Source organism: Streptomyces sp. NPDC038213 (genome assembly GCF_055600495.1).
The window spans coordinates 48,024-65,620 of the sequence record NZ_JBVJYM010000013.1; the positions used below are offsets into that span (position 1 = coordinate 48,024).

The following is a 17,597-nucleotide window of genomic DNA, read 5'->3' on the forward strand; positions in this document are numbered from 1 at the left end:
GTCCGGCCCGCGTGTCAGTGCCCCAGGACCGCGTCGAGGTCGGCGAGGGTTTCGGCGAGGCGGGTGCGGGCCGTGCGGACCTGCTCGGCGGTGACGCCCCGGTCCCGGGCCGCGTCGCGGACCTCGTCGCGGAAGCGGTCGAGGAGCCGGTCGAGGTCCCGCGCCGGGTCCCCGCTCGCCGGTACGTCGGCGGCCCAGTCGGGCCGGCCCTGCCGGCGGCCTTCCGCACGGTCCCCGCGGCCGTCCTCCGCGCCGCCCTGCGCCTTGCCGGCGGCCGCCTCGTACTCCTGGCCCAGCCAGGTCCCGGCCTCCCGCGCCAGCCCGCCCAGCTGCGAGGCGAACTCCGAGAAGCCCCCGCGGGCCGCGGACTTCACGAACTGCTCCTGCATCTGGCGGGCGATGCGCTGCACGTCCTCGCGCGCCTTCTCCCGCGCCTCCTGCGCCTGGCGGCGGGCCTGCTGCGCCTCCTCGCGGGCCCGGCGGCTCTCGTCCTTGGCCCGCCGGGTCTGCTCCTTCCACTCCTGCTTCGCCTTGCGCAGCTCCTCCTTGGCCGAGCGCCAGGCCTCGCCGTCCCGGAAGGAGTCGGCGGGCTGCTGGGCGGCCCCGGAGGCGGCGGCCGCGGCAAGCATCTCCCGGCGCAGGTCCCCGGCGGCCCCGCGGACGTCCTCGCGGATCTCCGCGGCCAGTTCGGCCACCGAATCGCGGATCTCCAGCTCCAGGTCGGCGAGTTCGCCGGCCCGGGCGGCCAGTTCGGCGCGGCCCGCGTCCGTGATCGAGTACACCTTGCGGCCGCCTTCGGTCGCATGGGTCACGAGGCCCTCGGCCTCCAGCTTGGCGAGCCGCGGGTAGACCGTTCCGGCCGAGGGCGCGTACAGGCCCTGGAAGCGCTCCTCCAGCATCCGGATGACCTCGTACCCGTGCCGCGGGGCCTCGTCCAGCAGCTTGAGCAGGTACAGGCGCAGGCGGCCGTGGGCGAAGACGGGCGGCATGTCAGAGCACCTTCTTGTCGGAGGAGTTGTGGGGGGCGTCGGGCGCGTCGGGCGCGTCGGGAGCGTCGGCGGTGTCCGCGGGGCCGAGCGCCAGGGGGTCCTGCCCGCCCGCGTCCCCGGCCGGGTCGGCGTCCGGGCGGCGCAGCAGGGCGATCGAGCCCGACACCGTGGCGGCCTTCAGCTTGCCGGTGCCGGCGCCCAGCGTGCCGGTGATCCGCTTGGCGCCGAACTGGCCGGAGACCCGCAGGTCCTCGAAGGCGCTGGCGACCGAACCGCCCGCCGTGTTCGCGTCGACCCGGGCGTCCACCGGGTGCGGCAGCCGGATGGCGACCTTCCCGGAGACGGATACGGCGCTGATGTCCGCGCTGCGGTCGACGGGGTCGAGGTCCAGCACCATGTCCCCGCTGACCGACTCGGCGCGCACGGCGGCCCCGGAGCCGTCGACGACGGTGATCCCGCCGGAGACGGACCGCACGCGCAGGGCGCCCGTGACGGCCTGGGCCTCGATGGAGCCGGTGACCGTGTCGGCGGCGACCTCGCCGGAGAGCCCGACGAGCGTCACGTCCCCGCTCACCGCCCTGACCTCGGCCCGGCCGCCGACCCCGGAGACCACGGTGCCCGCGCCGACGGCGCCGACCTGCACGCGGGTGCCGGCCGGGACCGCCAGGGAGACCACGGCGGTCCGCTTCCAGCTCTGCCGGTCGAGGGCGCTCTTGAAGTCCGACCAGGGCAGGTCCTCGTACCCCACCGACAGGACCCCGTCCCGCAGGGTGACCAGTACGGGCGGGCCGTCGACCTCGGACACCTGCAGCCGGGCCGGGCCCTCGTCCACTCCGACCACGTTCACGGCGCCGTTCACCACGCGCACGGAGAGCTCCGCCACCGGCTCCTCGAACGAGAGCTCCTGCGGCTCGCTGACCGACCACGTCGACTGGCTCATGGGACTGATCCTCCTGGGTCGACTCCGACACAACATATCGCGTCTCTTGTCAAACACGATATATCGCGGCCTGCCGAAGTCAACCCCGCCCGACCCGGACCGGACCCCTACGGACGACCCCGAGTGCCCCGGCAGCCCGGCAGCCCCGGCAGTCGTCACCGCCCCCCAATTGCTCCGAATGCCCCGAATACCCACCTTGCCTTAGCCTGTTCGCCATGCCGATCTCCATGACGACCGCGGGCGGCCTCCTCCTCTGCCGCACCGAACCCCGCGCCGTACGCCCCTCCGCGCACCTCCTGCGCGAGCGCCTCCTCCTCGCCCCCGCCGGGGCCGACTGGAGCCTGCTCACCCCGTACGGCAAGCCCTGGCGCGAGGACGGCCACAGCGCGCACGAGGTCCTGGAGGGCTGGACCACCGCCCTGGCGGTCGGCGCCAACTGGCCCGTGCTGGGCCTGTGGTGGGAGGACGGGCGGACCGGCTTCGCCCTGGCCTCCGGCTTCCGCCGCACCCTCGCGTACGCCTGGGAGGCCGACGGCACCCCCGCGGGCGACCCCGAGGTCATGCGCTCCGTCGCCGCCCGCCTCGGCCTGGACCCCGTACTGGACCTGGAGGACCTGGACCGGCTCACCCGGCCCGACCCCGGGGCGGACGGCCGCGCCCGGCTGCTCGGGCTCGCCGCCCTGCTCACCCGCACCGGCCTCCTCCTGCCCGCCGGCGTCTCCCCCGGCGAGTCCGCCGACCGGCTGCGCGAGGCGGCCCGGGTGGCGCCCGGCGCCGAGACCGTCGAGTGGTCGGGCTGGCGCGACGCAGTGCGGGCCGAACTCGACGTCGTGGACAGCGGCCCGCTCGGCCCCTGGGTCCGCGGCCCCCGCGCCCGGCTGCTCGGCGGGGCCCAACTCGCCCTCGGCGCACCCCTCCTGGCCTGGGGGGTCAGCCGCCGCAGCGGCGGCTGGGCCACGGCCGGCGCGGTCCTCGCCGCACACGGAGCGCTCTCCCTCGTGTACGACCGGGCACGCGAGGTCTCACATCCCGGAACCACCACGGGTTCCCGTACGTCACCTCAGTCATAACCTGACGCACGAGTGGGGGAACGGATGAGGGTCACGCTGGCCGAGGAAGTCATGCTGCTGTCGCTGGACGACGAGTCCGGCACGGCGAAGGAGCGCACGGCCGCGGCCTGGGCCGTGGCGGGCGGCATCCTCCTCGAACTGACCCTGGCGGGACGGCTGTCGGCGGGACCCGACCGGCTCCGCGTCCTCGACACGGCCCCCACCGGCACGCACCTGCTCGACGGCCGGCTGCGCATGGTCCACGACTGGGCCGAGCGCACCCGCCGCCCGAAGACGGCCGACTGGCTGACCCGCGACCAGAACCGCGCCCCGGGGGCCACGGTCGACAGCCTGTGCGCCCGCGGGCTGGTGGTGGAGGAGCGCCACCGGGTGCTCGGGCTCTTCCCGGTCCGCCGGTACCCGGAACGCGACGGCTCGGTCGAGCGCGAGCTGCGCGCCCGCCTCGCGGAGGCCGTACTGGGCGGCGCCGCCCCCGACGAGCGCACGGGTGCGCTGATCGCCCTCCTCCACGGCGCGTCCCTGCATCGGCTGGCCTTCCCGGACCATCCGCGCGCCGCCGTCGAGGAGCGGACGGCCGCACTCTCCGAGGGCCAGTGGGCCGCCCCGGCCCTGCGGACCGCCCTCGCGACCCTGCGAAGCACCGGCATCGCCGCCACCCTCCTGGCGGCGGCGTCCGTCTGAGGGTCAGCCGGTGACCAGCGGACTGCCCGTCCGCTGGAGCCAGTTGCGGTACGCCGCCACGCACAGGGCCGCCTCGCGGTAGGACGCGCGCAGGTCCTCGTACACCTCCCCGTACGCGGACCCCGGCCGCACCGCGAGCAGCAGCCGGACGCCCAGCGGGTCCCCGCGCAGCGGCCTGATGGCCATGTCCTCGCGCGGGCCCGAGGTCGGCTGGCAGGGGGCGACGGCCTCGCCCGTGGCCACCAGGGAGGCGGCCGTGTGGTAGTCGCCGTGCAGGAACACCGGGTCGAAGCCCGCCTCGCCCAGCACCCGCCGCAGCCCGTCCCACTCCCCGTCCACCGAGGGGTCGACCATCCACCGGTCCCCGGCCAGGTCCGCCAGGTCCACCACCGGCCGCGCGGCCGCCGGATGGTCCCGGGCCATCGACACGAACTGCGGCTCGCGGTCCACGAGCACCCACTGCTCCAGGGCCGCGGGGATCCGCAGCGGACAGCCCTCCACCTCGTGGACGAAGGCCACGTCCAGCTGGCCGGAAGCCACCATCCGCAGCAGGGCGTTGGCCGAGACGTCCACCATCAGGGAGGTCTCGGCGGCCGGGTGCCGGCGGCGGAGCCTGCGCAGCCAGCCCGGCAGGGCCCGGCTGGCCGTGGAGCCGATCCGCAGCCGCGGCCCGCCGTCCGCGGCGGCCCGCGCCTCCGCGACCAGCCCCGCCATCCCGTCGAGCAGCGGCCGGGCCCGGCCCAGCACGGTCCGGCCGAAGGGCGTCGGGCGGCAGCCGGTGGGCTCGCGCAGGAACACCTGCCCGCCCAGGGTCCGTTCGATCCGGCGCAGCTGCGTGGTGAGCGCGGGCTGACTCACCCCGAGCTGCCGGGCCGCCTTGTGCAGACTGCCCTCGTCCGCGATGGCGCACAGCGCACGGAGGTGCCTCACCTCTAGCTCCATGCCCCGAGGGTAGGGCGGCCCCCTGAACCGCACCAGCCACTGATGAACCACCGATTTCCGCCATTTTTCGCGGTGTTGACTCATGGCGGACGGCTGCCGATAACCCGGTGTTATCGGCAGCTGACATCATCCGCAGCCGCCTCCGGCTCCCCCACACTCCGGTACCGAACGGTCCGCCCCGTTCATCCCCACACCGAACACCTGGAGCCCCCCATGCGCCGTACCCGTATGTCCGCGCTCGCCTCCATACTCGGCCTCGGCCTCGCCGCGACCCTCGGCGCCGCCCCGGCCCAGGCGGCCTCCGCCGACGCGGCCGCCCCGGCCGGCTCGCCCGCCACCTACGCGGCGTACGAGAAGTCGAAGGAGAACGACGCCGCCACCCGCGCCTTCTTCGAGGCCGTCAAGAAGTCGGTGGCACAGCAGCGGGCCGCGAACCCGGGCGCGCTGGTCGTGACCGTGTACTACAACACCCGCAACGCGCCGAGCTTCCGGACGCAGATCGCCCGGTCCACGCAGATCTGGAACGGGTCGGTGGCGAACGTGAAGCTCCAGGAGGTCAGCTCGGGCGGGAACTTCTCGTACCGGGAGGGCAACGACGCGCGGGGCTCGTACGCGAGCACCGACGGGCGCGGCAACGGCTTCATCTTCCTGGACTACCGCCAGAACCAGCAGTACAACTCGACCCGGGTCACCTCGCACGAGACCGGGCACGTCCTCGGCCTGCGGGACAACTACTCCGGGCCGTGCAGCGAGCTGATGTCCGGCGGCGGCCCGGGTACGTCCTGCACGAACGCCGTCCCGAACTCGGCCGAGCGCCAGCGCGTCGACTACCTCTGGCGCTGACCGCCCACGGGCCGGCCCCGGACCCCGCGCCTCACGCGCCGACGGGGGTCCGGGGCCGGGCCCCCGGCGGGTCAGGGGGCCGGCGGGCGCCACATGGGCCACATCAGCGGCCCGCCGGGCAACCGCACGGCCTCGCCCCGCACCGCGAACCCCAGCCTCTCGTACAGCCCCCGGCTCCGCTCGCTGCTCGCCTCCAGATACGCCGCGACCCCCTCCCGGTCGCACCGCTCCAGCACCGGCCGCATCAGCTCCGTCCCCAGCCCCCGCCCCTGCTGCCCCGGGGCCACGGCGATCATCAGCAGGTACTCGTGCTCCTCGTCCACGGGGTGCACCGCCCCGGTGAGCCGACCCACCAGCTCGCACCGCTCGTTGTCGGGGTCCGCGACGGCCCGCATCAGCGCCGGGACGTCCTCCTCGGGCTCCTCGCCGCCGCCCTTCGGCACCCGCAGCCACAGCGCCGCCGCCGAGCCGTCGGCCGCGTAGTCGATACGGCCCTGGGCGAGCGCCGTGTCGACGAAGACCCCGAGGAAGCGGCCGTGGACCGTACGCCGGTGCTCCGGGTCGGGGAAGACCCAGCTGCTCACGGGGTCGTCGTGGAACGCCTCGTCCAGGAGGGCCGCGACCGCGTCCCGGTCGCCCTGCTGCGCCTGCCGTATCTCCAGCCCCACTGCCCGCCACCCGTCACATGAGTTCCCGTCAACAACTTGACAGGATCTTAGAGTTACGGGATTCCGGCCGGACCGGGCAGCCCGGCCCGTGACCGGAAACGATCCTGCCGGGGTCCGCGCGCCACCGCACGCGCACCCCGGCAGGAGCCCTGATCAGCGGACACCCGGCCGCCGCCCGGCGGCTACCGCGTCCGCCGCGTCACGAACTCCGCCAGCGCCAGCAGCCCGCCCGCCGCCGCCAGGTCCGGCACCGCCCGCGACAGCTGCTGCACGGCCCGGCCCATCCGGTCCGCCGCATGGGCCTGCGCCCAGTCCCGCCCGCCGGCCCGCTCCACCGCGTCCGCGGCGAGGCGTACGTCGTCACCGGTCATCGGGCCCGCGTACAGCCGGGCCAGCTCCGCCCCGGCGGGGGTGCCGGAGGTCAGGGCGGCCACGACCGGCAGTGACTTCTTGCGGGCGATCAGGTCGGCGCCCGCGGGCTTCCCGGTGTGCTCGGGGTCCCCCCAGATGCCGATCAGGTCGTCGATCAGCTGGAAGGCCAGCCCGGCCTCCCGCCCGAAGGCGTCCAGCGCGTCGGCCTCCTCCTCGCCCGCGCCCGCGTACAGCGCGCCGAGCGCGCACGCGCAGCCCAGCAGGGCGCCGGTCTTCGCCGTAGCCATGGCCGTGCACTCGTCGAGCGAGACCTCCGCGCGCTGCTCGAAGGCGCAGTCGGCCTGCTGTCCCGCGCACAGCTCGATGACGCAGGCGGCGAGCCGGGCCGAGGCCCGGCCGGCGGCCGGGTGCGGGTCCTCCGCCATCAGCTTCAGCGCGAGCGAGAACATGGCGTCGCCGGTGATGACCGCGTCCGGTATCCCGAAGACCGTCCAGGCCGTCGGCCGGCCCCGCCGCCGCGCGTCCTCGTCGATGACGTCGTCGTGGAGCAGGGTGAAGTTGTGCGCCAGCTCCACCGCGGCGGCGGCCCGTACGGCGTCCGCCCCCCGGCCGCCCAGGGCCTGCGCGGCGGCGAGCACCAGGGCCGGGCGGATCGCCTTGCCCGCGTTCCCCGCGGCCGGGGTGCCGTCCGCGTGCTCCCAGCCGAAGTGGTACATCGCCACCCGGCGCATCGATCCGGGCAGCCCCTCGACCGCCCTGCGCAGCTCGGGATTGACCGTCTCCCGGGTGGCCTCCAGCAGGTCGGCGGCCTCCTGCCCCTCGGCGGGCGACGCGGCCGGTTCGGTGACCGTCACGGTTGCTCCTCCCCCTCCGGTGTTCAGCTCCAGCGGCCGATCTCGACGTTCTCCAGTACGCCCAGCGCGTCGGGGACGAGCACGGCGGCGGAGAAGTAGGCGGTGACGAGGTACGAGATGATCGCCTGCTCGCTGATGCCCATGAACCGCACCGAGAGGCTGGGCTCCAGCTCGTCGGGGATCCCGGGCTGGTGCAGTCCGATGACGCCCTGCTCGGCCTCGCCGGTGCGCATGCACAGGATCGACGTGGTCAGGGAGTCGGAGACCGGGATCTTGTTGCACGGCAGGATGGGGACCCCGCGCCAGGCCATCACCTGCTGGTCCCCGATCTGGACCGGGTCCGGGTAGATCCCGCGCTTGTTGCACTCGCGGCCGAAGGCGGCGATGGCCTGCGGGTGGGCCAGGAACAGGTCCGAGTTGCGCCGCATGCTGAGCAGCGCGTCGAAGTCGTCGGGGGTGGGCGCGCCGTCGCGCGGCTGGATGCGCTGGTCGTAGTCGGCGTTGTGGAGCAGGCCGAATGCGCGGTTGTTGACCATCTCGAACTCCTGGCGCTCGCGGAGCGCCTCGACGGTCAGCCGCATCTGCTGTTCGGTCTGGTCCATCGGGTGGTTGTAGAGGTCCGCGACGCGGGTGTGCACCCGCAGCACGGTCTGGGCGATGCTCAGCTCGTACTCGCGCGGGGCGGCGTCGTAGTCCACGAAGGTGCCGGGCAGGACCGCTTCGCCGACGTGCCCGGCGGACAGGTCGATCTCGGCCTCGCCGTAGGGGTTGGTGCGCTGCGCGGGCAGGGCGCGGACCTGCTCGACGTGCCGCCCGAGGGACTCGCTGCGGCCGGCGATCTGCTCGAAGTCCTCGCGGGAGAGGACGAGCGCGGTGCCGGCGGTGGCGGCGCGGGCCGTGAACTCCCAGATGGCTCCCGTGCCGGAGAGGGCGTCCTCGCCGAAGTAGGCCCCGTCCGCGAGGGTGCCGAGCACGGCGTCGTCCCCGTAGGGGCCGGGGCCGACCTGCTCGATGCGGCCGTGGGCCAGGAGGTAGACGGCGTCGGCGCGGCTGCCGAAGGAGGTGAGCTCCTGGCCGGCGGCGAAGTCGACCTGGCGGCAGCGCCGGGCGAGCTCGGTGAGGACGTCCAGGTCCTCGTAGTCCCGCAGCAGGGGCAGTTCGCCGAGCTCGGCGGGGATGACCTGGACCTGGTCGCCGGTCTTGACGAAGGTCACGCGGCCGTCCCCGACGGCGTAGCTGAGCCGGCGGTTGACGCGGTACGCACCGCCCTGCACCGAGACCCACGGCAGCTGCCGCAGGAGCCACCTGTCGGTGATCTCCTGCATCTGCGGTACGGACTTGGTGGTGCTCGCCAAGTTCCGTGCGGCCGCGGTGCCGAGGCTGCGCTGCGGTGCCGCGGCCGCGTCCTCGCGGGTTTCGGAACCTGCCTGGACCGACATCTCATTCCCTTTCGATCACACGTATGACCCGAGGGACAGCAGCCTTTCAGCACCGAACGTGTCCGGGACATTACACAAAAGGGTGGGACTACTCGGCGGCGCAGTGGGCATCTTCCTGGGCCGCGTTCCTCCCGCACGGCCGCTTCCGACCGCGCGTTTCCGGCCACTCCTGGTCATCTTTTAATTTGATTCTTGGATGCAAGTTTTCTACGGTCGAGCCATGCGGCTGACGCGGTTCACGGACCTCGCCCTGCGCGTGCTGATGCGCCTGGCGGTCGAGGAGCAGGACCTCCCCACGACCCGGGAGGTGGCAGCGACCATGGAGGTCCCGTACACGCACACGGCCAAGGTCGTCGCGCGCCTCCAGCGGCTCGGGCTGGTCGAGGCCCGGCGCGGCCGCGGCGGCGGCCTGGCCCTGACGCCCGCCGGCCGCACCGCCTCCGTCGGCGGGCTGGTCCGCGAGCTGGAGGGCGCGGACGACGTGGTCGACTGCGAGGGCGCCGCGCCCTGCCCGCTGCGCTCCGCCTGCCTGCTGCGCGGTGCGCTGCGCCGCGCCCAGGAGGCCTTCTTCGCCGCGCTGGACCCGCTGACCCTCGAGGAGCTGGTGGCGGCGCCCACGGGCCCCCTGCTGCTGGGGATCACGGGCCGGAGCGGCCCAGGCCGGGCCCGAAGCCCCTCCCCCTAGGGCCGTTTGGCCGATATCCGGCGGGCAGGGGGCCCGCCTGGGCTGCCGACGGGGCCGGGTCGAACAAGAATCCGACACCCCTGGGGCTTGCCCTCGCTCCGGCATCTCCACGCACCGCCACCCCGCCCGCACCTCAAAATACGACTGTCAGACCGCTTCAGCCGCGGCAACCAGTCCGCCGGGCTCCAGAAGCAGGATCTCGCCGGCTCCATCGCCGCCCTCGCCGGACACCTGCTGGAGCACCCCGGCACCCGCCCCGACGTGATGCTGGGCCGCATCGTCCCCGCCGACGGCTCCCCCGCCCCCGCCCACCTGCCCGGCCCGTACGTCTCCGTACAGGTCGAACTCCCCGACGGCGCCCGCCAGATACGCCAGTACAGCCTGACCACCGGCCCCGGCGCGGGCATCGGCTGCACGCCGGTGGTGTCGATGCTGGAGCACCTCGTGGACACCGGCCACCAGGGCCCCGTCACCGTCGTGCACGCCGACCGCTCCCCGGCCGCCCACTGGCTGCGCGGGGAGCACCGTTCTCCGCCGTCCCGCTCGCCCCCGGCGCGCAGGCCTACCTGTGCGGCCCGCTGCCCTTCATGCGCGCCGTCCGCGGGCAGCTGCTCGACCGCGGGGTGCCCGCCTCGGACATCCACTACGAGGTGTCCGGCCCCGACCTCTGGCTCGCCTCGGCCTGAGGCCGGCCTGCGCCCCGGGCCCGGTTTCCCGGGCGGACACGCCGGGTGACCGGATCGGCTCGCACACCGTACGAAGGGAGTAGCCCCGGAAGGGGCTCCTCCGGTACACCCCGGGTACGGGCGGTCGCGACCGGCGGCCGTCACGTCCGCAAAGGAGGCCCGCGGTGGCCCGACCCATGTCAGCGGGAGAGTTCAAACGAGCCCTGGTCAACGAAGGGCTCACGGTCGTCGAGGTCGGCGACTGGCGCAGCCACAACCGCAACCACAAGGGCCCCTGGGGGCCGGTCCACGGGGTGATGGTCCACCACACCGTCACCCGCGGCGCCGCCGCCACGGTCCGCATCTGCCGCGACGGCCACGACCGGCTGCCCGGCCCGCTGTGCCACGCGGTCATCACCAAGGACGGCCGCGTCCACCTGGTCGGCTACGGCCGGACGAACCACGCCGGACCGGGGGACGCGGACGTCCTCGCCGCCGTGGTCGCCGAGAAGGCCCTGCCGACCGACGACCAGCGCAACCGCGACGGCAACACCCACTTCTACGGCTTCGAGTGCGAGAACATGGGCGACGGCGAGGACCCCTGGCCGGCCGTCCAGCTCGACGCCATCGCCCGGGCCGCGGCGGCGGTCTGCCGCCACCACGGCTGGACCGCCCGCTCGGTCATCGGCCACCTGGAGTGGCAGCCGGGCAAGGTCGACCCGAAGGGCTTCACGATGCGCTCGATGCGCGACCGCGTCCACGAGCGCCTGAAGTAGCCCGCCCGCCCCACCGACCGGCCCGCCCCCGACCCCACCGCCGGGCCGCCTCCCGGCCCGGCACCCCCGGCTCCCCGCCCCGACAATGGTCGGGTGACCCGCCCGCACCCCGCACCCGGCCCCTCCCCCGCGCCCGGCACCGACCCGCTCGCCGCCCTCGGCCCCCGGCTGCCCTCCCCCCTCCAGGAGGTCCGCGAGCCCGCCTTCGAGCGCCGCGGCCTGCGCCTCCTCCTCAAGCGGGACGACCTCGTCCATCCCGAGCTGCCCGGCAACAAGTGGCGCAAGCTCGCGCCGAACCTGCGGGCCGCCGTGGCGGGCGGGCGCCGGGGGCTGGTCACGTTCGGGGGCGCGTACTCCAACCACCTGCGGGCCACCGCCGCGGCCGGGCGGCTGCTCGGGCTGGGGACCACCGGCATCGTGCGCGGCGAGGAGCTGGCGCACCGGCCGCTCAACGACTCCCTGACCCGGTGCGCGGCCGACGGGATGCGGCTGCACTTCACCACCCGCGCGGCCTACCGCACCAAGGGCTCCGCGGCGGGGCTGGCGGCCCTGCTGCGGGAGGCCGGGGCGGAGGGGGCGTACGCGGTCCCGGAGGGCGGCAGCAATGCGGCGGCCGTGCGCGGCTGCGCGGAGCTGGGCCGGGAGCTGGCGGGCTCGGGGGCCGAGGTGGTGGCCCTGGCCTGCGGTACCGGCGGCACGCTGGCGGGGCTCGCGGCGGGGCTGGGGCCGGGGCAGCGGGCGCTGGGGGTGCCGGTGCTGAAGGGCTCGTTCCTGGGGGCGGAGATACGTTCCCTCCAGTCCGCCGCGTTCGGGGGCCCGGCGGGCGACTGGAGCCTGGACGAGCGCTTCCACTTCGGCGGATTCGCGCGGACGCCCCCCGAACTGACCGCTTTCGCGGAGGAGTTCGAGGGGCGCCACGGGGTGCCGGTGGAGCGGGTGTACGTGGCCAAGCTGCTGTACGCGCTGGACGCGCTGGCCGGTGAGGGGGCCTTCCCCGCGGGCACGACGGTGGTGGCGGTGGTCACCGGCCCGCCGCTGGAGCAGGGGCTCGCGTAGGGCCGGCCGCCGTCAGGCCTTCTTGACCAGGAGGGCGGCCCGGTCGTTCGTCGGGTTCGCGTCGAGGACCGGCTTCGTGCCCGGGAAGTCCGGGTCGATCGCCACCTTGGTGCGGCTGATCACGACCGCGCCCTTCGCGCCCGCCGGGAAACTGTCGATCCGCAGCTCGAAGACGAAGCGGATCCTGGCGCCCGGCATGAGGTCGCCCTCGGGCGCCGCGCAGGAGTAGGCCGTGCCGCGGCGCTCCTTGTAGCAGCGCTTCGGGACCCTGGTGACGGTGGTGCCGGCGGGGAAGGCGACCCGGGTGGTCAGCTCGTACTCGTCGTGGGTCTCGCTGCGGCCCGGCCCGAGGGCGTCGAAGCCGACGGCCGCCTCGACCTTCTGTCCGGCGCGGCCCTTGACGGTGCCGCCGACGGCCGCGAACTCCGCGGGGTTGTCGGCGGCGAACTGGTTGTACGCGTGGTTGTCGTCCCCGCTGAGGTCCCAGTAGGGGCTCGGGGGCGTCGGGCGGTGCTTGGGGAGCCCGGGGTCGGGGCGGGCGGCCACCGGCTCCAGCTTCAGCGCGGGGCCGGTGCCGGGCGTCCAGCGGACGCCCTTCGTGAGGAACGCGCGGTTGCCCGGGGTGTCCTCGTACGCCGCGTAGCCGACGCTCTCGCGGGCGGCGTGCGGGAGGACCTGGAACACGGGCGCGTCGGCGATCCGGAGGGAGGTGCCGCGCGCGAAGGTGCCCTTGACGCTGCACAGGGAGGCCCGGGCGCCGTTGGTGGAGGAGGCGTAGGTGCAGTTGGAGTAAGAGCGCGTGTGCTTCACGCCCTCGCTGCCGGAGACCAGGACCAGGAGGTTGCGGGCCGCTTCGGTGCCGTGGTTGGAGAAGACGGCGGGTACGGACAGCTTCTGCCCGGTCCTGACCCGCTCGGGCAGCTTCAGCCTGTGCGCGACCAGGTCCGCCGCGCCCACCTGGACCGGGAAGCTCCACGGGGCGACCGTGCCGCCCTCGACCACTCCGGTGATCCTGACCTCCCCGCGCATCCCGGACACGGCGCCCGCGGCGGGGCGCATGTAGACGCCCGCAACGGCTTCCTTGCCGGCGATGGCCGAGGTCAGGGTGCAGACGGCGGTGTCGCCCGCCCGCTTGCAGCCGGTGTAGGAGACCTTCCACTCGACGGCGCCCCGGAGGCTGCTGAAGTCGAAGGTGACGGTCCGCTCGACGGGGGTGGTGTCGCCCGCGGTCTTGGGGCGGATGTTCGCCGTGAAGCCGTTGAAGTCCTCGCGCCGGCCGTCGGAGCGGAAGGGCAGGGGCAGGACCAGCTGGGGGATGCTGCTCAGCCGGTACTCCTTGGGCGCGGGGGCCGCGGCCGGCGGCGCGGCCTGGACCGCGGGCGCCGCCAGGCCCAGGGCGGCCAGGCCCGCGGCGGCCGGGAGCCAGGCCCGGTGGAGAGTGTGTCGGATCATGCCCGGTGGGATCGCCGGGGGCCGCCCCGGGTTGTACGTTCCAAGATCACGAATGGGTCAAGTCCGCGGAACTCACTCCTCCGATTCCCGGTAGGCCGCCGCCTCCTCCAGGTCCAGCCGCCGCAGCAGGGCCCGCAGCATCTCGTCGTCGATGCGGCGGGCGTCGCGCAGGGCGACGAAGACCTCCCGCTCGGCGGAGATCATCTCCCGGGAGAGCCGCCGGTAGGTGTCGTCCGCGGACTCCCCGGTCTGCGGGTTGACGCCGCCCAGCCGCTCCCACACGGCGTTGCGCCGCCGCTCCAGCACCGTGCGCAGCCGGTCGGCCAGGGGCTGCGGCAGTGCGTTGGCGGGGTCGGCCAGCAGCTCCTCGAGCCGCTCCTCGGCCGCCCGCGAGGCCTCGCTCTGCGCCTGGGCCTCGGCCAGGGTCTCGGCCCGCAGGTCGCGCGGGGGCAGCTTCAGGGCCCGGATCAGCGGGGGCAGGGAGAGCCCCTGGACGACGAGGGTGGCGATGACGGTGGTGAAGGTCAGGAAGAGGATCAGGTTGCGGTACGGGAACTCCCCGCCGCCCGCCGCCCCGTCCACGGTCAGCGGGATCGAGAAGGCGATCGCCAGGGACACCACCCCCCGCATCCCGGCCCAGCCGACGACCACCGGCCCCTTCCAGCTGGTGTCGGGCTCCCGCTCCCGGATCTTCGCGGAGAGCATCCGCGGCAGGAAGGTGGCGGGGAACACCCAGACGAACCGGGCGGCGACCACCGCGAGGAACACCGCGAGCGCGTACCAGGCCGCGTGCAGGCCCTCGTACTCCCCGAGGCCCTCCAGGACCACCGGCAGCTGGAGGCCGATCAGCGCGAAGACCACCGATTCGAGGATGAAGGAGACCATCTTCCAGACGGCCGCCTCCTGGAGCCGGGTCGCGAAGTCCACCTGCCAGGCCCGGTGGCCGATGTAGAGGGCGACGACGACCACGGCGAGCACCCCCGAGGCGTGCACCCGCTCGGCCGCCGCGTAGGCGACGAAGGGGATGAGCAGGGAGAGGGTGTTCTGGAGCAGGGGTTCGCGCAGCCGGGTGCGCAGGTGGTGGATCGGCACCATGAGCAGCAGGCCCACGCCGACCCCGCCGACCGAGGCGAGCAGGAACTCCGCGATGCCGCCCGCCCAGCCCGCGCCCTCGCCGACGACCGCCGCTACCGCCACCTTGTAGGCGGTGATCGCGGTGGCGTCGTTGACGAGGGATTCGCCCTGGAGGATGGTCGTGATCCGCGGGGGCAGGCCGAGGCGGCGGGCGATGGCGGTGGCGGCGACCGCGTCCGGCGGGGCGATCACGGCGCCGAGCACCAGGGCCGCGGTCAGCGGCAGCCCCGGCACGACGAGGTACGCCGCGTAGCCGACGGCGAGGGTCGCGAAGAGCACGTACCCGACGGACAGCAGGGCCACCGGCCGGGCGTTGGCCCGCAGGTCGAGGTACGAGCTGTCCACCGCGGCCGTGTGGAGCAGCGGCGGCAGCAGCAGGGGCAGCACGATGTGCGGGTCGAGCCCGTACTGCGGCACCCCGGGCAGGTACGAGGCGGCCAGTCCGACGGCCACGAGCAGCAGCGGCGCCGGCACGGGTGTCCGGCGGGCCAGGCCCGCCACGGCGGCGCTGCCCGCCACCAGTGCCACCAGCGGCAATACCTCCATCGGTCGGACCCGCCCTCCCTCGTCAGCCGTCGTAACCTGGCCATCATGAGCGAGTGCACGCACGTTCCCGAACTGCCGCGCCCCGAGCCCGCCCCGCGCGGGCTGACCTGTCCGGAGTGCACGGCGCTCGGCAGCCATCCGGTGCAGCTGCGGATGTGTCTGTGGTGCGGGCACGTGGCCTGCTGCGACTCCTCGCCGCACCGGCACGCTACCGCGCACTACCTGGAGACGGGGCACCCCGTCATGCGCAGCCACGAGCCCGGGGAGACCTGGCGGTGGTGCTTCGTGGACGCGTCGCTCGTCTGAGTCTCGGCCCGGACCCGCCCCGCCCCTGTTCCGGGTCCCCTCCGGCACCCCTCAGGGCCCCCTGCGGCCCTCCTCCGCCGCCGCTCCGCCACGGGTGGGGCGGATCGCGATTCGATCGCCCGGGAGGGGGTAGGTCAACCCTCCGCCGGTTCCCGCGAATTGGACCCGCAGACCCCTAGCCACTGTGCGTACCCGTTGGCTTACCATCAGTCACTGTCGCCGGAGGAGGGGTGCCGCGACACGATCCCCCGTATCGCGGTAGCGTCACCGGCGAACAGAGCTCGTACCACCTTGGAGGTGAGGGTGTCCCAGATCTCAGGCGAGCCCGGGACCCAGGACTTCGTCGAAGTCCGGCTGCCGGCCGCGGGTGCCTATCTGTCGGTGCTGCGCACGGCCACGGCCGGGCTGGCGGCGCGCTTGGACTTCACCCTCGACGAGATCGAGGACCTGCGCATCGCGGTGGACGAGGCGTGCGCGATCCTGCTGCAGCAGGCCGTGCCCGGCTCGGTCCTCAGCTGCGTCTTCCGGCTGGTGGACGATTCGCTGGAGGTGACCGTGTCGGCGCCGACCACCGACGGCCGGGCGCCCGAGCGCGATACGTTCGCCTGGACGGTGCTGTCGGCGCTGGCCGGCAAGGTCGAGTCGACGGTGGCCGAGGACAAGACGGTGAGCATCAGCCTCTACAAACAGCGCGGCGCAGGACCAGGCCCGGCGTGAGCGGCGGGGACGCCCCGGTCCGGGACGGGGAACGGCCCCGGGACGCACACGGTTCCGGCAGGGGCATTCCGGAGCAGCAGCAGGCTCGGCCGCACCCTGCGGACGACGGCTTTTTGGACTCGGCGGAGCGACGGGCGGGCCCTATGAGCGAGAACCGGCAAGAACACCACGCGCAGCACGACCCACGCGACCGCAGCGCCGCGCGGGCCCTGTTCCTGGAGCTGCGGGAGCTGCCCGACGGCTCCCCGGAGCGGGCGGAGCTGCGCAACCGGCTCGTGCGGATGCACCTGCCGCTGGTGGAGCACCTGGCGCGGCGGTTCCGCAACCGCGGGGAGCCGCTGGACGACCTGACGCAGGTGGCGACGATCGGCCTGATCAAGTCGGTGGACCGGTTCGACCCGGACCGCGGGGTGGAGTTCTCCACGTACGCGACCCCGACGGTCGTCGGCGAGATCAAGCGGCACTTCCGGGACAAGGGCTGGGCGGTACGGGTGCCCCGCCGCCTCCAGGAGCTGCGGCTCTCCCTGACCACGGCCACGGCCGAGCTGTCCCAGCAGCACGGCCGCTCCCCCACGGTCCACGAGCTCGCGGAGCGGCTCGGGATCTCCGAGGAGGAGGTGCTGGAGGGGCTCGAATCGGCCAACGCCTACAGCACGCTCTCGCTGGACGTGCCGGACACGGACGACGAGTCCCCCGCGGTGGCCGACACCCTCGGCGCGGAGGACGAGGCGCTGGAGGGGGTCGAGTACCGGGAGTCCCTCAAGCCGCTGCTGGAGGGGCTGCCGCCGCGCGAGAAGCGGATCCTGCTGCTGCGGTTCTTCGGGAACATGACCCAGTCGCAGATCGCGCAGGAGGTCGGCATCTCGCAGATGCACGTCTCCCGGCTGCTGGCGCGCACCCTGGCGCAGCTGCGGGAGAAGCTCCTCGTCGAGGAGTAGGGGGAGCAGCCCCCGGGGGCCCGGGGGCGCTACGGACGGGCGCCCTGGCCGCCCCCGGACTCCTGTCCGATGCCCAGGGCCTCGGTGGCGGCCGGGTGCAGCAGGAGGACGAAGACGGCCAGGGCCGCCAGGGCCAGGGCCGCGGCGGCTGCGATCATGGCGCCGCCCGCGTTGTAGAGGGTCCAGGCCACCGGCAGGGCCATCAGCTGGGTGATCAGGGCCGGCCCGCGGCTCCAGCGGCGGCGCAGCCGCAGTCCGCGGGCGGCGATCAGCGGCAGGGCCGCCAGGCCCAGCATGGTCAGACCGCCGGTCTCGGCCTGCTGCGGGGAGTCCGGGTCGCCGAGCAGCCCCATCACCAGCATCGAGATGCCCAGGCCCGCGAGGGCCAGTCCCTCCAGCGCGGTCAGCGCGGCGGCGGCGGTCAGCCGGGCGGGTACCGGCCCGGCGGGCTCGGCGGGGGCGGCGGGAGGCGGGGAGGGCTGCTTCTTGCTCACTCCAGCAGGGTAGTACCGCCCGGGGGGCGG

Annotated in this window: 18 protein-coding genes and 1 pseudogene; 10 read left to right on the forward strand and 9 right to left on the reverse strand. The window is 74.6% G+C overall.

The genetic code is table 11. The features are described from left to right. Positions 1 to 14 precede the first annotated feature (14 nt). Entirely contained in the window at positions 15 to 989 is a 975-nt protein-coding gene (locus ACZ7JZ_RS19555) for a PadR family transcriptional regulator (RefSeq protein ID WP_470940772.1), read from the reverse strand. A gap of 1 nt (position 990) precedes the next feature. Further along, entirely contained in the window at positions 991 to 1,929 is a 939-nt protein-coding gene (locus tag ACZ7JZ_RS19560) for a DUF4097 family beta strand repeat-containing protein (RefSeq protein ID WP_470940774.1), read from the reverse strand. Positions 1,930 to 2,150: 221 nt separating this feature from the next. Here ACZ7JZ_RS19560 and ACZ7JZ_RS19565 point away from each other — a divergent pair, with 221 nt between their 5' ends. Beyond that, entirely contained in the window at positions 2,151 to 2,999 is an 849-nt protein-coding gene (locus ACZ7JZ_RS19565; RefSeq protein WP_470940967.1) for a hypothetical protein, read from the forward strand. Between the two features lie 24 nt (positions 3,000 to 3,023). Then, positions 3,024 to 3,680, forward strand: a complete 657-nt coding sequence (locus ACZ7JZ_RS19570) for a GOLPH3/VPS74 family protein (protein ID WP_470940776.1) — start codon at positions 3,024 to 3,026, stop codon at positions 3,678 to 3,680. A 3-nt stretch (positions 3,681 to 3,683) separates the two neighbouring features. On the opposite strand, the gene ACZ7JZ_RS19575 is transcribed toward ACZ7JZ_RS19570, so the two are convergent. Beyond that, positions 3,684 to 4,622, reverse strand: a complete 939-nt coding sequence (locus tag ACZ7JZ_RS19575; RefSeq protein WP_470940778.1) for a LysR family transcriptional regulator — start codon at positions 4,620 to 4,622, stop codon at positions 3,684 to 3,686. 213 nt (positions 4,623 to 4,835) lie between these two features. Here ACZ7JZ_RS19575 and snpA point away from each other — a divergent pair, with 213 nt between their 5' ends. Beyond that, positions 4,836 to 5,465, forward strand: coding sequence for a snapalysin (gene snpA, locus ACZ7JZ_RS19580; RefSeq protein WP_470940780.1), 630 nt, complete (start codon positions 4,836 to 4,838; stop codon positions 5,463 to 5,465). A 71-nt stretch (positions 5,466 to 5,536) separates the two neighbouring features. Here snpA and ACZ7JZ_RS19585 read toward each other — a convergent pair whose 3' ends face one another. From ACZ7JZ_RS19585 to ACZ7JZ_RS19595, 3 genes are all read right to left on the reverse strand, one after another. Further along, the gene (locus ACZ7JZ_RS19585) at positions 5,537 to 6,133 is read right to left on the reverse strand and encodes a GNAT family N-acetyltransferase (protein WP_470940782.1); all 597 of its coding nucleotides are present in this window, start codon (positions 6,131 to 6,133) and stop codon (positions 5,537 to 5,539) included. Between the two features lie 182 nt (positions 6,134 to 6,315). Next, positions 6,316 to 7,359 (reverse strand): family 2 encapsulin nanocompartment cargo protein polyprenyl transferase, encoded by a 1,044-nt coding sequence (locus tag ACZ7JZ_RS19590; protein ID WP_470940784.1) that lies wholly within the window; start codon positions 7,357 to 7,359, stop codon positions 6,316 to 6,318. Between the two features lie 23 nt (positions 7,360 to 7,382). Further along, positions 7,383 to 8,798 (reverse strand): family 2B encapsulin nanocompartment shell protein, encoded by a 1,416-nt coding sequence (locus tag ACZ7JZ_RS19595; protein ID WP_470940786.1) that lies wholly within the window; start codon positions 8,796 to 8,798, stop codon positions 7,383 to 7,385. A gap of 220 nt (positions 8,799 to 9,018) precedes the next feature. Between ACZ7JZ_RS19595 and ACZ7JZ_RS19600 the strand changes: the two genes are divergently transcribed. From ACZ7JZ_RS19600 to ACZ7JZ_RS19615, 4 genes and pseudogenes are all read left to right on the forward strand, one after another. Beyond that, a complete protein-coding gene (locus tag ACZ7JZ_RS19600; RefSeq protein WP_470940788.1) occupies positions 9,019 to 9,483 on the forward strand; it encodes an RrF2 family transcriptional regulator in 465 nt (154 codons plus the stop codon). Between the two features lie 144 nt (positions 9,484 to 9,627). After that, a pseudogene (locus ACZ7JZ_RS19605) lies at positions 9,628 to 10,169 on the forward strand (ferredoxin reductase domain-containing protein); the annotation flags it as partial. 164 nt (positions 10,170 to 10,333) lie between these two features. Beyond that, on the forward strand, positions 10,334 to 10,924 hold the full coding sequence (locus ACZ7JZ_RS19610) for an N-acetylmuramoyl-L-alanine amidase (protein ID WP_470940790.1): 591 nt from the start codon (positions 10,334 to 10,336) through the stop codon (positions 10,922 to 10,924). Positions 10,925 to 11,017: 93 nt separating this feature from the next. Then, on the forward strand, positions 11,018 to 11,980 hold the full coding sequence (locus ACZ7JZ_RS19615; protein WP_470940792.1) for a 1-aminocyclopropane-1-carboxylate deaminase/D-cysteine desulfhydrase: 963 nt from the start codon (positions 11,018 to 11,020) through the stop codon (positions 11,978 to 11,980). A gap of 12 nt (positions 11,981 to 11,992) precedes the next feature. On the opposite strand, the gene ACZ7JZ_RS19620 is transcribed toward ACZ7JZ_RS19615, so the two are convergent. Together ACZ7JZ_RS19620 and ACZ7JZ_RS19625 are read right to left on the reverse strand one after the other, a co-directional pair. Continuing rightward, the gene (locus tag ACZ7JZ_RS19620; RefSeq protein WP_470940794.1) at positions 11,993 to 13,432 is read right to left on the reverse strand and encodes a hypothetical protein; all 1,440 of its coding nucleotides are present in this window, start codon (positions 13,430 to 13,432) and stop codon (positions 11,993 to 11,995) included. 72 nt (positions 13,433 to 13,504) lie between these two features. After that, positions 13,505 to 15,112: a Na+/H+ antiporter gene (locus ACZ7JZ_RS19625; RefSeq protein ID WP_470940796.1), complete on the reverse strand. Its 1,608-nt coding sequence runs from the start codon at positions 15,110 to 15,112 to the stop codon at positions 13,505 to 13,507. Positions 15,113 to 15,157: 45 nt separating this feature from the next. Here ACZ7JZ_RS19625 and ACZ7JZ_RS19630 point away from each other — a divergent pair, with 45 nt between their 5' ends. The 3 genes from ACZ7JZ_RS19630 (at position 15,158) to ACZ7JZ_RS19640 (ending at position 17,073) form a co-directional block, all read left to right on the forward strand. Further along, positions 15,158 to 15,418 carry a UBP-type zinc finger domain-containing protein gene (locus ACZ7JZ_RS19630; RefSeq protein WP_470940797.1) on the forward strand — a complete coding sequence of 87 codons (261 nt, stop codon included), beginning with the start codon at positions 15,158 to 15,160 and terminating at the stop codon, positions 15,416 to 15,418. Positions 15,419 to 15,721: 303 nt separating this feature from the next. Continuing rightward, positions 15,722 to 16,135, forward strand: a complete 414-nt coding sequence (locus ACZ7JZ_RS19635) for an ATP-binding protein (RefSeq protein WP_470940799.1) — start codon at positions 15,722 to 15,724, stop codon at positions 16,133 to 16,135. Further along, a complete protein-coding gene (locus ACZ7JZ_RS19640) occupies positions 16,132 to 17,073 on the forward strand; it encodes an RNA polymerase sigma factor SigF (RefSeq protein ID WP_470940801.1) in 942 nt (313 codons plus the stop codon). The genes ACZ7JZ_RS19635 and ACZ7JZ_RS19640 overlap by 4 nt, the downstream gene beginning before the upstream one ends. A 29-nt stretch (positions 17,074 to 17,102) precedes the next feature. Here the strand turns inward: ACZ7JZ_RS19640 and ACZ7JZ_RS19645 are convergent, their stop codons facing one another. Further along, positions 17,103 to 17,567: a hypothetical protein gene (locus ACZ7JZ_RS19645; protein ID WP_470940803.1), complete on the reverse strand. Its 465-nt coding sequence runs from the start codon at positions 17,565 to 17,567 to the stop codon at positions 17,103 to 17,105. Positions 17,568 to 17,597: the final 30 nt, after the last annotated feature.

Excerpts from the sequence above, each read along its gene's own strand:
- ACZ7JZ_RS19600 (WP_470940788.1), top strand. The coding sequence starts at position 9,019 with ATGCGGCTGACGCGGTTCACGGACCTCGCCCTGCGCGTGCTGATGCGC.
- ACZ7JZ_RS19570 (WP_470940776.1), top strand. The coding sequence starts at position 3,024 with ATGAGGGTCACGCTGGCCGAGGAAGTCATGCTGCTGTCGCTGGACGAC.
- ACZ7JZ_RS19620 (WP_470940794.1), bottom strand. The coding sequence starts at position 13,432 with ATGATCCGACACACTCTCCACCGGGCCTGGCTCCCGGCCGCCGCGGGC.
- ACZ7JZ_RS19560 (WP_470940774.1), bottom strand. The coding sequence starts at position 1,929 with ATGAGCCAGTCGACGTGGTCGGTCAGCGAGCCGCAGGAGCTCTCGTTC.
- ACZ7JZ_RS19575 (WP_470940778.1), bottom strand. The coding sequence starts at position 4,622 with ATGGAGCTAGAGGTGAGGCACCTCCGTGCGCTGTGCGCCATCGCGGAC.
- ACZ7JZ_RS19630 (WP_470940797.1), top strand. The coding sequence starts at position 15,158 with ATGAGCGAGTGCACGCACGTTCCCGAACTGCCGCGCCCCGAGCCCGCC.
- ACZ7JZ_RS19625 (WP_470940796.1), bottom strand. The coding sequence starts at position 15,112 with ATGGAGGTATTGCCGCTGGTGGCACTGGTGGCGGGCAGCGCCGCCGTG.
- snpA (WP_470940780.1), top strand. The coding sequence starts at position 4,836 with ATGCGCCGTACCCGTATGTCCGCGCTCGCCTCCATACTCGGCCTCGGC.
- ACZ7JZ_RS19595 (WP_470940786.1), bottom strand. The coding sequence starts at position 8,798 with ATGTCGGTCCAGGCAGGTTCCGAAACCCGCGAGGACGCGGCCGCGGCA.
- ACZ7JZ_RS19555 (WP_470940772.1), bottom strand. The coding sequence starts at position 989 with ATGCCGCCCGTCTTCGCCCACGGCCGCCTGCGCCTGTACCTGCTCAAG.